Below are 12,395 nucleotides of genomic sequence, written 5' to 3' on the forward strand. Positions count from 1 at the left end.
CTGGGATGAACGTCAGCGCGCTTTAGCAATCAGCACGGGACCCGCGCGGGGCGGCGGCGCTCGAACCGCCGCCCCGTCAGATCTCCTGCTTTTTGAGGCGCCCCAGCAACGGGCGATGCCTTACTGTGAGCGATCCGAGGTCCAGCCCTTGTACTCGGCGACGTTGTCCCTGGTCACGAGCTTGGACGGGAGCAACTCGACGGTCGAAGCAGGCTTCTGGCCGTTTAGAATGCCGACACCGACCTGCACGGCGCGCCGTGCCATGAAGAACGGATCCTGCGACGCGGACGCCTGGATCTGCGGCGACTGCGGATCTTTCAGCGCGGCCTCGATATCGGGCGCGCCGTCGACGGCGGTGATGATCATGCCGGTTCGGTTCTGCTGGCGCGCCGCAAGGTCGGTGCCGATCGCCTGCGGATCGTTGATGGCGAAGATGGCGTCGATCTTGGGGAAGCGGGTCAGATAGCCCTGCGCGACGGTGAGGCCGCCCTCGCGCGAGCCCTTGCCGTCCTGGTCGCTCGACAACACCTTGATGCCGGGATTCTTCGCGAACACGTTCTTGCAGCCGACCACACGGTCGATCACGGCGGAGACCTGCGGCCCGTTCTCGATGATGACGTCGCCCTTGCCGCCCAATTTATCGACGATGTACTGGCAGGAGATCTCGCCGGCCTGCACGTTGTTCGTGGTCACGGTGGCATCGGCGCCCTCGGCCGCGGTGTCGACCGCGACGACGACGATGCCTGCGGCTTGCGCCTTCTTGATGGCCGGCCCGATCGCCTTGGGGTCGCCGGGATTGAGCAGGATCAGGTCGACGCCGGCGGCGATGAAATTGTCGATCTGGGTGACCTGCTTGCCGAGGTCGTATTCGAAGCCGACGGTCGTGATCTTCACGTTGGGATTGGTCTTCTTGGCCTCGAACTCGGCGCCCTTCGACAGCGCGACGAAGAACGGGTTGCCCATCGATCCCAGCGAGACGCCGATCGACTTGAGCTCCTTGGCGAAGGATGGTGCGGTGGTCAGGGCAAGCGCCATGGCGGCGCCGGCGAGCATGATCGTCTTCAACATGGACTTCCTCCCTGGTCTGTCTTCGTCCCCGGCGCGGCAGACCAGTTGCCGCATCGGAATCTCGTCTCAAGCCATGCGCACGCCGCTGCGCGCCAGGCCTCTCACGTTCTCGCGGAGCCTTGCAGCCGGTAGCGGTCCAGCGCCACGGCACCGATGATCACCAGGCCCTTGATCACATATTGCCAGATGTCGGAGACACCGATCAGGATGAGCCCGTTCGAGAGCACGGCGATGATGAGCGCACCCACCAGCGTGCCCCAGATCGAGCCGATGCCGCCGACGAACGAGGTGCCGCCGAGGATCACCGCAGTAATCGCGTCGAGCTCATAGGACTGACCGAGCTGGAGGCCGTTGGCCGCATAGAGCCGCGCCGCCTGCATGGCACCCCCGAGCCCGGCGAAAAGTCCAGAGATGCCGTAGACGAAGATCAGGACGGCCCAGACCTTGATGCCGGCCAGCCGTGCTGCGCTCTCGTTTCCGCCCACGGCATAGATATGCACGCCCAGCACGGTTCGGCGCAGCACCAGCCAAGAGACGAGAATGACGAGCAATGCGATCACCGAGAGCCACGGGATCGACGCGACGCCGGGAATGAGCGTCAGCGAGCCGTTGCCGATGAACGCGTAGGGAATGGAGGGATTGAACACGGTGGTGTCGGCCCCGAGCAGCCGCGCCAGGCCGCGCACCGCGGTGAGCGAGCCGAGCGTGACGATGAAGGGCGGCAGGCGAAGCAGCGCAATCAGCGCGCCGTTGACGATGCCAAAGACGAGGCCGGTGAGCAGTGCCGCCGGCAGCCACAGCATCCCGAGCTCCGGCATCTTGGAGAGCGTCAAACCCGCCATCGCGGAGGCGGCCAGGATCGAGCCGACCGACAGGTCGATGCCGCCGGTGAGGATGACGAAGGTCATGCCGGCGGCGAGCACGGTGTTCACAGCGGCCTGCTGCAATACGATGCCGAGGTTTTGTCCGGTGAAGAAGCGGCCTTCCGACAGCACGTTGAATCCGATGCAGAGGATCAGCAGCACCGGCAACATGCCGAGCGCGCTGATCAGCATCCTCATCCGCTGGCGTCTTGTTTCCGCAGCAGCGCCGTTGGTCGTCGTCGATGCCGGCTTTGCCTCCACAGCACCATTGTCAGGCATCGAGATGCTCCATCCCCGTGGCAAGCCCCATGATGTCTTCCTGCGCCAGCGGCGAATGCGGACCGCGGCTGACCTCGCCGGCAATGTGCCCGGCACGCATCACGATGACGCGGTCGCAGATGCCGATGATCTCGGGCAGATCGGACGAGATGACGAGGATCGCGGTGCCGGCCTTGGCGAGGTTGTCGATGATCGAATAGATTTCCGACTTGGCACCGACATCGACGCCGCGCGTCGGCTCGTCGAGAATCAGGACCTTCGGCGCGATGGCGAGCAGCCGCGACAGCAGCACCTTCTGCTGGTTGCCGCCTGACAGGCCGCCGGCGGGAACGCCGGCATTGGCGGCGCGGATGCTGAGGCCTGCAAAGGCGCGGTCGGCGCGCTCGCGTGCCTTGTCGCGGTCCAGAAACCAGCCAAGCTTCGCATCGCGGCCGAGCACGGCCAAGTTGATGTTGTCCAGGCACGACATGTCGAGAAACAGGCCGAGCGCCTTCCTGTCTTCCGTCAGATAGGCGATGCCGGCCTCGAGCGCCTCGCCCGGCGTGCGGATCTCGACCGGACGTCCCTCCAGCTCGAGCCGGCCGGAGGTTTTCGGCGACGCACCGATGATGAGATGCGCAAGCTCGGTGCGACCGGCGCCGATCAGGCCGGCAAGGCCGACCACCTCACCGGCATGCACGGTGAGCGAGCAGCCCTTGACGCGCCCGCCATCGGCCATGTCGATCGCCGCGAGCACGGGATGCCCCCGCCCCGCCTCCGGATCATGGTCCTTCTTGTAGAACGAGGAGACGTCGCGGCCGACCATCAGCCGAACGATTGTGTCGGCGCGGATCTCGGGCTTGTCGAGCGAACCCACCAGGCGGCCGTCGCGTAGCACGGTGACGCGATCGCCGAGCGCATAGACCTCGTCCATGCGATGCGAGATGTAGATGATGGCAAGCCCTTCAGCGCGAAGCTGGCGGATCAGCGCGAACAGCCGCTCGCTTTCGGCGGCCGACAGCGAGGTCGTCGGCTCGTCCATGATGAGGATTTTCGATCTGACGTGCAGCGCACGGGCGATCTCGACCAGCTGCCGCTGCCCCATGGACAGATGCGCCACCAGCGTCGAGGGCAGGAAGTCCGCGCCCAGGCGCTTCAGGATCGGGCGGACGCCCTCGCGCATGGCGCCGCGCGCCAGCAAGCCCGATTGCGATATCTCCCGTCCCAGATAGATGTTCTCGGCAACGCTGAGATTGGGAGCGAGCGACAGCTCCTGGTAGATGATGGAGATGCCAGCCGCGCGGCCGCCGAGCGGGCCTTCGATCCGCACCGCCCTGCCCTCGATGCGGATCTCGCCGCCCGGGTCGGGCCGGTAGGCGCCGGACAGGATCTTCATCAGCGTCGACTTGCCGGCGCCGTTCTCACCCATCAGGGCGTGAATTTCGCCGGGATAGACGGTGAGATCGACGGCCCGCAGCGCCTTGATGCCGAAGAAGGTCTTCGAGACCCCGCGCATCTCGAGGATCGGATCGTTCATCGTGCCTCCCGGCGCACAATGCGTTTCCTACCCGCGTCTCGTTTCTCAGCAACGCGGTTTGGTCATTAAACAAAAGCGGGTGACGCAGGGCAATACCGAAGGCACGTATACCGAAGTATGCAAACCAGATTGGGCCAGCTAGTGGCGCGGCCGATACAGTTCACGCCAGGCGGGAAGCCGCTCGGCGTAGGCATCAACCAGTGCAACGTCGGGCTCGAATGCTTCGATGCGTTGCGGACGTGTGCACACCGCTTCGATTGCCTCACCGCTGACAGCAAGCCGCCCCAATCTCGCCGCACCGAACGCAGCGCCGGTTTCACCTCCAGCAAAGCGATGGATCGGAATGTTCAGCACGTTCGCCAGCACCGCGAGCCAGAAGGCAGAGCGCGAACCGCCGCCAATCACGTCCGCTTCCGCAATCCCGATGCCGGCATCCGCGAGCGCATCGCGGCAATCGGCAAGCGCGAAGGCAACGCCTTCGAGCACCGCCTGCACGATCGCCGCGCGATCGATGCCATGGCTCAGACCATCCAGCATGCCGCGCACGACGGGGTCGTCGTGCGGCGTCCGCTCGCCGGCGAGATAAGGCAGGAAGCTCACTGGCGACGGCGCCTGCGGTCGTGCTCCAAGCGGCGCCAGCAGCTCGGCCTCGGTGGCGCCGAACAGGCGCGCGAGCCAGGCGAGGCAGGAAGCGGCCGAGAGGATCGCGCCGGCCTGAATCCACATGCCGGGAATGGCGTGGCAGAACGTGTGCACGACACGGTCGGGATTGGCGGCGATCCGGTCGGTCGGGACCATGAGCGCACCTGAGGTTCCCAGCGACACGAAAGCGGCTCCCGGCCGGATTGCGCCGATGCCGATGGCGCCCGCGGGATTGTCGCCGGCCCCGCCCGCGATCACCGGCTGCCTGACCATGCCCCAGCGCCGCGCGAGCTCCCTGCGCAATATCGTTGCGGGCGCGCATCCCTCGACCAGGCGCGGCATGTGCTCGCGCGACAAGCCGCTCGCTGCCAGCGCTGCGTCCGACCAGTCGCGGCGCGCGACGTCGAGCCATAAGGATCCCGAGGCATCCGAGACGTCCTCGACGGCCTCGCCCGACAGCACCAGTCGCAGATAGGCCTTTGGCAGAAGGACGAGTTTCGTCGCCGCGAAGATCTCGGGCTCATGCGCGGCGATCCAGAGCAATTTTGGCGCGGTGAAGCCCGGCATCGCCTTGTTGCCCGTCACCTCGCGCAAGGCGGGCCAGCGTTGCTCCAGGACACGGCACTCAGTCGCAGAGCGTCCGTCGTTCCAGAGGATGCAGGGCCGCAGCGGCCTCAAGCTCGCATCGAGCAGCGTGGCGCCATGCATCTGGCCGGACAGCCCGATGCCTGCGACCGCTGCTAACGCATCGGCATGCGACGCCTTGAGGGCATCCAGCGTGGCGAAGGTCGCATCGATCCACTGCGCCGGATCCTGCTCGGAATAGCCCGGTTGCGGCGAGACGGTCGCGAGCGACCGGCTCTCGCTTGCGATCACGCGCTGGGCATCATCGACGAGAACCGTCTTGACCGCCGACGTGCCGAGATCGATGCCGAGATACATGCTGCTTCCGCTCACTTCGCCGCGTCGATCCAGATCCCTGGCTCTGAATGCTCCCGGATGTAGCTGACGAGGAAGTCGGAGAACACCCTGATCTTGGCCGGCAGCCTGACGCGGTTCTGATAGGCGATGTTCATGGTGAGCAACGGCAGCTGCCAATCGCTCAGGACAGGCACCAGCCGCCCAGCCGCGATATCGCCCTGCACGATATAGAGCGGCTGGATCAGGATGCCGAGCCCCGCGCGCGCCGCGCCACAGATGATCTGGCCGTCATTGCTGTCGAGCGTCGGCGCGATCCGGATCGTCTGCGTCGTGCTGCCCTGGCTCAGCCGCAGCGAATAGGGATCATTGGCGAGGTTGTAGATCAGCATGTTGTGGCGGGCGAGATCGGCGGGATGTTCGGGCCGGCCGTGCTTCTCGAGGTAGGAGGGAGCGGCCGCGAGCACGCGGTGCATCTGACCGATGCGGCGGACGACGATGTTTGAATCCGGCTCGTGCTCGCGGGTGCGGATCGCAACGTCGATGCCGGCCTCGATGAAATCGAGGTAGCGGTTCGCGCTGATGATCTGCACGCTGAGATCAGGATAGAGCGCGCGGAAGGCGGGCAGCATCGGCGCGAGATAGATCATCGCAAAGGAGAGCGAGCTCGTCACGCGCAGCATGCCCTTCGGCGACAGCGCGCGGTCGGAGACGGCGTCCTCGGCCTCGGCGAGCTCGTTCAGAAGCGTGCTGCACCGCTGCAGCAGTTCCTGTCCCGCTTCGGTCAGCCATTGCCGGCGCGTGTTGCGCTCGATCAGCCGGACCGCAAGCCGCTCCTCCAGCGCACTGAGATGGCGGCTCGCAGCGGCGTTCGACATCCGCAGTATTTCGGCGGCCTTGGAAAGGCTGCCGAGCTCAGCGGTTTTGGAGAAGACCTCGAGTTGAAGCAGCCGGTCCATTTTTGCGAAACGAGGAAAAGAGACTTACAAATATTGACCTTTATTTCCGTTTTCTGCAAGGCAAAATGGTGCCAACAAAGCACCATTGCAGGCGAGGAAATCAGGAAATGTCGGGCCCGATCAGGCACATCGTGATGTGGCGACTGCGCGGGGAGACGCCCGCGGAGCGCTCGGCCGCCCGGCTCAAGGTCAAGACCTTGTTCGAGGGCCTCAAAGGCCGGATCGACGGCCTCACCCATATCGAAGTCGGCATGGACGTCAGCGCGGTCGATTACGCCTGCGACGTGGTGCTGTTCTCCGAATTCACGGACCAGGCGGCGCTTGCGGCCTACGCCAACCACCCGGAGCATCTGCGTGTGCGCGAGGCGCTGGGCGACTTGCGGATCGGGCGTTTCCAGGTCGATTATCCCATCAAAGAGACCGGCGCATGATCGGTTCGTTCACCTTCGAAAACCTGCCCTGCCGCGTCGTGTTCGGCAGCGGAACGCTGGCGAGCGCCAGGGCCGAGGTCGAGCGGCTCGGCGGCAAGCGTGCGCTGGTGTTGACGACCCCGCAGCAGGAGGCGCAGGGCAAGAGCCTCGGCGCAGCGCTCGGCCCGCTCTATGCCGGCATCTTTTCCGGCGCCACCATGCACACGCCGGTCGAGGTCACGCAACGCGCGCTCGCGGTGATGAAGACATGCGAGGCCGATTGCGTCGTCTCGCTCGGCGGCGGCTCGACCACCGGGCTCGGCAAGGCTTTGGCCTTGCGCACCGGCGTCAACCAGCTCTGCATTCCCACCACCTATGCCGGCTCGGAGATGACGCCGATCGTCGGCCAGACCGAGAACGGGCTGAAGACCACGGTGCGCGATGCGGCCGTGCTGCCGGAGACCGTGATCTACGACGTCGACCTGACGCTGACGCTGCCAGCGAGCCTCGCCGCGACCTCCGGCATCAACGCGATCGCGCATGCGGTCGAGGCGCTGTACGCGCGCGACGCCAACCCTGTCACCTCGCTGATGGCCGAAGAAGGCATCCGCGCGCTGGCGCGCGCTTTGCCCGCCATTGCCGCCAAGAGCGACGATCGCGAGGCCCGCACCGAGGCGCTCTATGGCGCCTGGCTGTGCGGTGTCTGCCTGGGCACTGTCGGCATGGCGCTGCATCACAAGCTCTGCCATACGCTCGGCGGCACGTTCGACCTGCCGCACGCCGAAACCCACACCATCGTGCTGCCGCATGCGCTGGCCTACAACGCGCCGGCTGTGCCCGACGCGATGGCGCGGATCGCGCGCGCGATCGGCGCGGCCGACGCATCGGAGGGACTTTTCGATCTTGCGAAGCGACTGGGTGCGAAGGTCGCGCTGCGCGATGTCGGCATGCCCGAGAGCGGCATCGACAAGGCGGCCGATCTCGCCGTCACCAACGCCTATTGGAACCCGCGCCCGCTCGAGCGTGGCGCCATTCGCGAGTTGATTGCACGCGCCTGGGCGGGCGAGCCGCCAAGCGCCATCAAAGCGGCAGCGTGAGACGATGCGGCGCACGCTGATCAGATCGGCCATTGTCATCAGCATGGATGACGCGATCGGCGATCTCTCGGCCGGCGATGTGCTGGTCGAGGGCAGCCGGATCGCCGACGTGCGTCCGTCGATCGACGCAGCGGCCGACACGGAGGTCGTCGACGGCACCGGCCGCATCGTCATTCCCGGCTTGATCAACGCACATATGCACACCTGGCAGACCGGCTTGCGCGGCTTTGCCGCGAACTGGACGCTCCTGGAATATTTCCGCCGCATGCATGCGGGCCTCGCCACCGTGTTCCGGCCCGACGACATCTACATCGCAACCCTTGTCGGCGCGCTGAACCAGATCAATCACGGCGTCACCACGCTGGTCGACTGGTGCCACAACAACCCGACGTCGGACCATACCGACGCCGCCGTGCGCGGCCTGATCGAAAGCGGCATCCGCGCCGCGTTCTTCCACGGCTCACCGAAGCCCGAGCCGAAGCCGGGCGAGCCGCATTTCTCGGAAGTGCCGCATCCGCGCCGCGAGGTCGAGCGGTTGCTGGCGGGTCCCCTCGCCGACCGCAATGGACTCGTCACGCTCGGGCTCGCCATCCTCGGTCCGCATTATTCGACGCTCGACGTCGCCATGCACGATTTCCGCCTGGCGCGGGAGCTGAACCTGATCGCATCGATGCATCAGGGCGGCGGTCCGGCGAAGACGCCCGGCGGCTGGGAAAAGCTGCTCGAGGTCGGCCTCGTCGACCCCGGCATCAACATCGTCCATGGCAACGATCTGCCCGATGATCTGCTCGATCGTCTCGTCGATCTCGGCGTATCGTTCTCGGTGACGCCCGAGAACGAGATGATCCAGGGCCACGGCTTTCCGATCACCGGCCGCCTGCTGAAGCGCGGCGTGCGGCCGACCATCGGCATTGATCTCGAATCCGTGCTGGCCGGCGATCTCCTCTCCGCGGCGCGCGTTGCGGTGTCGATGCAGCGGGCGCTCGACAATGCGGAGTCGCGCAAGACCGGCGGCACGATTCCGGGGACGACCACGATTCCGCTGCGCGAAGCGTTGCGCTGGATCACGACGGAAGGCGCCCGCATGCTCGGCCGCGGCCACCAGATCGGCTCGCTGACGCCTGGCAAGCTCGCCGACCTCGTCATCATCAACGCCTCCGACCTCAATCTTCATCCGGTGCATGACCCGATCGCAACTGTCGTGATGCAGACGAGCCTCGCCAACATCGAGGCCGTCATGATCGGCGGCGCCTGGAAGAAGCGCAACGGCCGGCTGCTGGTCGAGCGTCTCGAGACGAAGAAGGAGCTGCTGGCGCAATCCGGCCGCCGGCTGGTGCAGGACATCGAACGACAGGGACGAGCCGCCTGAAGGCGCCAATGGACGAAACCAATGACTGACGTTTCGAAGAATGTTGCTTTCATCGGAATCGGCAAGATGGGCCTGCCGATGTCGGTGCTCGTCGCCAAAGCCGGCTACTCGGTCACCGCGTTCGACCAAAGCGCGGCGCGCATCGACGAGGCACGCGCGCAGGGCATTGGGATTGCCGCTTCGCCGGCCGAGGCCGTGATCGGCAAAGCCACTGTGATCACGTCCCTGCCCGACGACGCAGCTTTGCGCGGCGCGTTGCTCGGCCCCGGCGGCCTGATCACCGCGATGGCACAAGGTGCCGCCTTGATCGAAACCAGCACCGTGAGCGTCGAAGCCTCGGCTGAGGTCGCGGCCGCCGCGCAGGCGCGTGGCATTGCCTATCTGCGCGCGCCGGTCTCCGGCAATGCCAGCATCGTGCACACGGGCGCGCTGACCTGCTTCGTGTCGGGACCGAGGGACGCCTTCGAGAGCGCAAAGCCGCTGTTCGCCGCCTTCACCCGCGCCCAGACCTATCTCGGGCCGGCCGAGGAAGCGCGCTACGCCAAACTCTCGGTCAACCTGATGATCGCGGTCTCGGCGGCAATGATGGCCGAGAGCCTGGCGCTCGCGCGCAAGGGCGGCATTGCCTGGCAGGATATCCTGAAGGTGCTCGACGATAGCGCAGTCGCCTCGCCCATGGTGAAGTACAAGACCGCGCCGCTACGGACTCGCGACTTCGAGTCCACCTTCTCCTGCAAGCAGATGGCGAAGGATCTCGACCTGATCCTGGGCGCCGGCCACGCCGTCGGCGTGCCGCTGCAGCTTGCCGCGCAAGTGCGCGAGACCTATGGCGCGCTGGTCGCGCAAGGCGACGGCGACACCGACTTCATTGCGACCGTCAAGCATCTCGAACGACTGTCCGGCCTCGGCGAACCAAAACTCTGATCGCGGAGATACACATGCGTAACTTCAACGAAAACACGATCACGGATGCGGTGCTGGAGCGGATCGCGGGCGCGACCGATCCGCGCATCAAGCAGGTGAGCGAAGCGCTGGTGCGGCATCTTCACGCCTTCGTCCGCGAGGTGCGGCCGACCCAGAAGGAGTGGGAATACGGCATCGACTTCCTGACCCGCACCGGGCATATGTGCACCGACAAGCGCCAGGAGTTCATCCTGCTGTCGGACACGCTCGGCGTCTCCATGCTGGTCGATGCCATCAACCATCCGGTGCCCGAAGGCGCGACCGAGACCACGGTGCTCGGGCCATTCTTCGTCCAGGCTGCGCCCGAGAAGGACAGCGGCGCTGACATCTCCGGGCCGATGGATGGCGATCCCATGCTGGTCACCGGCTCGGTCTCGACCGTGGACGGAAAGCCGCTCGCCGGCGCCATCGTGGACGTCTGGCACTCCGACGACGACGGCTATTACGACGTGCAGCAGCTCGACAAGATCGGCGATCTCGCGATGCGCGCCCGCTTCCACACCGATGCCAACGGCCGCTTCCATTTCTGGTCGATCAAGCCGGCCGCCTACCCGATTCCTCATGACGGACCGGTCGGCGAGATGCTGGAGGTGCAGGGACGCCATCCCTGGCGCCCGGCGCACGTGCACTTCATGATCTCAGCGCCAGGTTTCGAGCAGCTGGTGACGCACGTGTTCGTTGCCGGCGACCAATATCTCGACAGCGACGTCGTGTTCGGCGTCAAGGACAGCCTGATCCGCAACTTCGTCCGTCATCCGGCCGGCCGTGCGCCGGATGGTCGCATGGTGGAGCGCGACTATTTTCATCTCAACTATGATTTCGGCCTGAAGCAGGTCGCAAGCAACGCAAGAGCCGCTTAAGCTCAACAACGGACCAACAAGAGTCCGTAAAACAGGGACGGGAGCTGAGGATGGGACCGCGGATCAGCACGGGCATTGTGGCCGAGCGCCTTGCCGGCATGATCGGTCCGCGCGCAAGCGTCGCGCGCGGCGTGCTCGATCAGCATGGGCAGAGCGAGTCGCATTATCGGAGCCTGCCGCCCGACATCGTGGTCTTCCCTGAGACCACGCAGGAGGTCGCGGAAATCGTCAAGCTCTGCGCCGGTGCGGGCATGCCGATCGTCCCGTTCGGCGCCGGCACCTCGCTCGAAGGCAATGCGGCGGCGATCGCCGGCGGCGTCTGCTTCGACTTCGCGCGCATGAACAAGGTGCTCGCAGTGCACGACAGCGACATGGACGTCGTGGTGCAGCCCGGCATCACACGCAAGCAACTGAATGCTGAGCTGCGCAATACCGGCCTGTTCTTCCCGATCGATCCCGGCGCCGACGCCTCGATCGGCGGCATGACCTCGACGCGCGCCTCCGGCACGATGGCGGTGCGCTACGGCACCATGAAAGACAACGTCATGGCGCTCGAGGTCGTGCTGGCCGACGGGCGCATCATCCGCACCGCCCGGCGCGCGCGGAAATCGGCGGCGGGCTACGACCTGACGCGCATGTTCGTCGGCGCGGAAGGCACGCTCGGAATCATCACGGAGATCACGCTGAAGGTGCACCCGGTGCCGCAGGCGATCTCGGCCGCGGTCTGCAGCTTCGACACCCTGCACGAGGCCGTCGACACCGCGATCTCCGTGATCCAGTCCGCGATCCCCGTGGCCCGCATCGAGCTGCTCGACGATGTCATGATGCGCGGCATCAATGCCTACGCCAAGCTCGGCTATCGCGAGGCCCCCACGCTGTTCTTCGAATTCCACGGCTCCGAAACCTCCGTCGCCGAGCAGGCCGAAGCCGCGCAGGCGATCGCAGCCGATCATGGCGGCCATGGCTTTGCCTGGGCCAAGGCGCAGGAAGACCGCAGCCGGCTCTGGCATGCCCGCGACAACACGCTCTATGCGGGCCTCGGCCTGCGCCCCGGCGCACGCGCCGTCATCACCGACGTCTGCGTGCCGATCTCGCGTCTCGCCGAATGCCTGACCGAGACGCGTCGTGACGCTGACGAGCATGGCTTCACCGCGCCGATCGTCGGCCATGTCGGCGACGGCAATTTCCACATGCTGATCCTGATCGACGCGACAAAACCGGAGGAGGCCGAAGGCGCCAAGGCGCTGCAGGCCCGCATGGTCGCGCGTGCCATCACCATGGACGGCACCTGCACCGGCGAGCACGGCATCGGGCTCGGCAAGATCGACTATCTCACCGACGAGCTCGGCGAGGCCGTGGACGTGATGCGATCGATCAAGGCGGCTCTCGATCCCGACGGATTGATGAACCCCGGAAAGATCTTTGCTGGCAGAGCCAAAACATGAGCAATA

Annotated in this window: 11 protein-coding genes; 6 read left to right on the forward strand and 5 right to left on the reverse strand. The window is 65.9% G+C overall.

The genetic code is table 11. From position 1 onward, the window contains the following. Nucleotides 1-120 precede the first annotated feature (120 nt). From ACM43_RS15935 to ACM43_RS15955, 5 genes are all read right to left on the reverse strand, one after another. On the reverse strand, nt 121-1,068 hold the full coding sequence (locus tag ACM43_RS15935) for an ABC transporter substrate-binding protein (protein WP_197946720.1): 948 nt from the start codon (nt 1,066-1,068) through the stop codon (nt 121-123). Nucleotides 1,069-1,169: 101 nt separating this feature from the next. Continuing rightward, the gene (locus ACM43_RS15940) at nt 1,170-2,210 is read right to left on the reverse strand and encodes an ABC transporter permease subunit (RefSeq protein WP_157282642.1); all 1,041 of its coding nucleotides are present in this window, start codon (nt 2,208-2,210) and stop codon (nt 1,170-1,172) included. Further along, nucleotides 2,203-3,726 (reverse strand): sugar ABC transporter ATP-binding protein, encoded by a 1,524-nt coding sequence (locus ACM43_RS15945; RefSeq protein ID WP_271541120.1) that lies wholly within the window; start codon nt 3,724-3,726, stop codon nt 2,203-2,205. The genes ACM43_RS15940 and ACM43_RS15945 overlap by 8 nt, the downstream gene beginning before the upstream one ends. A gap of 138 nt (nt 3,727-3,864) precedes the next feature. Further along, on the reverse strand, nt 3,865-5,310 hold the full coding sequence (gene xylB / locus ACM43_RS15950) for a xylulokinase (RefSeq protein WP_271541242.1): 1,446 nt from the start codon (nt 5,308-5,310) through the stop codon (nt 3,865-3,867). A gap of 11 nt (nt 5,311-5,321) precedes the next feature. Continuing rightward, a complete protein-coding gene (locus ACM43_RS15955; RefSeq protein WP_036005170.1) occupies nt 5,322-6,245 on the reverse strand; it encodes a LysR family transcriptional regulator in 924 nt (307 codons plus the stop codon). A gap of 107 nt (nt 6,246-6,352) precedes the next feature. Here ACM43_RS15955 and ACM43_RS15960 point away from each other — a divergent pair, with 107 nt between their 5' ends. The 6 genes from ACM43_RS15960 to ACM43_RS15985 are packed head-to-tail and all read left to right on the forward strand — an operon-like array spanning nt 6,353 to nt 12,389. Continuing rightward, nucleotides 6,353-6,676, forward strand: a complete 324-nt coding sequence (locus ACM43_RS15960) for a Dabb family protein (RefSeq protein WP_036034831.1) — start codon at nt 6,353-6,355, stop codon at nt 6,674-6,676. Continuing rightward, nucleotides 6,673-7,752 (forward strand): maleylacetate reductase, encoded by a 1,080-nt coding sequence (locus tag ACM43_RS15965; protein WP_271541125.1) that lies wholly within the window; start codon nt 6,673-6,675, stop codon nt 7,750-7,752. Before ACM43_RS15960 ends, ACM43_RS15965 begins: the two co-directional genes overlap by 4 nt. 4 nt (nt 7,753-7,756) lie before the next feature. Next, nucleotides 7,757-9,121 (forward strand): amidohydrolase family protein, encoded by a 1,365-nt coding sequence (locus ACM43_RS15970; RefSeq protein ID WP_271541127.1) that lies wholly within the window; start codon nt 7,757-7,759, stop codon nt 9,119-9,121. Nucleotides 9,122-9,142: 21 nt separating this feature from the next. Then, the gene (locus ACM43_RS15975) at nt 9,143-10,045 is read left to right on the forward strand and encodes an NAD(P)-dependent oxidoreductase (RefSeq protein WP_271541129.1); all 903 of its coding nucleotides are present in this window, start codon (nt 9,143-9,145) and stop codon (nt 10,043-10,045) included. A 14-nt stretch (nt 10,046-10,059) separates the two neighbouring features. Beyond that, complete coding sequence (locus ACM43_RS15980) at nt 10,060-10,944, forward strand: intradiol ring-cleavage dioxygenase (RefSeq protein ID WP_271541131.1); 885 nt, start codon at nt 10,060-10,062, stop codon at nt 10,942-10,944. Nucleotides 10,945-10,994: 50 nt separating this feature from the next. Continuing rightward, a complete protein-coding gene (locus ACM43_RS15985) occupies nt 10,995-12,389 on the forward strand; it encodes an FAD-linked oxidase C-terminal domain-containing protein (RefSeq protein ID WP_271541133.1) in 1,395 nt (464 codons plus the stop codon). Nucleotides 12,390-12,395 lie beyond the last annotated feature (6 nt).

The sequence above is a fragment of the Bradyrhizobium sp. CCBAU 45321 genome (assembly GCF_028128975.1).
GTDB lineage: Bacteria > Pseudomonadota > Alphaproteobacteria > Rhizobiales > Xanthobacteraceae > Bradyrhizobium > Bradyrhizobium yuanmingense.

What these genes read in the sequence shown, in the direction of transcription:
- ACM43_RS15935 (WP_197946720.1), bottom strand. Translation starts at nt 1,068, where the DNA reads ATGTTGAAGACGATCATGCTCGCCGGCGCCGCCATGGCGCTTGCCCTG.
- ACM43_RS15965 (WP_271541125.1), top strand. Translation starts at nt 6,673, where the DNA reads ATGATCGGTTCGTTCACCTTCGAAAACCTGCCCTGCCGCGTCGTGTTC.
- ACM43_RS15980 (WP_271541131.1), top strand. Translation starts at nt 10,060, where the DNA reads ATGCGTAACTTCAACGAAAACACGATCACGGATGCGGTGCTGGAGCGG.
- ACM43_RS15985 (WP_271541133.1), top strand. Translation starts at nt 10,995, where the DNA reads ATGGGACCGCGGATCAGCACGGGCATTGTGGCCGAGCGCCTTGCCGGC.
- ACM43_RS15970 (WP_271541127.1), top strand. Translation starts at nt 7,757, where the DNA reads ATGCGGCGCACGCTGATCAGATCGGCCATTGTCATCAGCATGGATGAC.
- ACM43_RS15955 (WP_036005170.1), bottom strand. Translation starts at nt 6,245, where the DNA reads ATGGACCGGCTGCTTCAACTCGAGGTCTTCTCCAAAACCGCTGAGCTC.
- xylB (WP_271541242.1), bottom strand. Translation starts at nt 5,310, where the DNA reads ATGTATCTCGGCATCGATCTCGGCACGTCGGCGGTCAAGACGGTTCTC.
- ACM43_RS15960 (WP_036034831.1), top strand. Translation starts at nt 6,353, where the DNA reads ATGTCGGGCCCGATCAGGCACATCGTGATGTGGCGACTGCGCGGGGAG.
- ACM43_RS15945 (WP_271541120.1), bottom strand. Translation starts at nt 3,726, where the DNA reads ATGAACGATCCGATCCTCGAGATGCGCGGGGTCTCGAAGACCTTCTTC.
- ACM43_RS15940 (WP_157282642.1), bottom strand. Translation starts at nt 2,210, where the DNA reads ATGCCTGACAATGGTGCTGTGGAGGCAAAGCCGGCATCGACGACGACC.
- ACM43_RS15975 (WP_271541129.1), top strand. Translation starts at nt 9,143, where the DNA reads ATGACTGACGTTTCGAAGAATGTTGCTTTCATCGGAATCGGCAAGATG.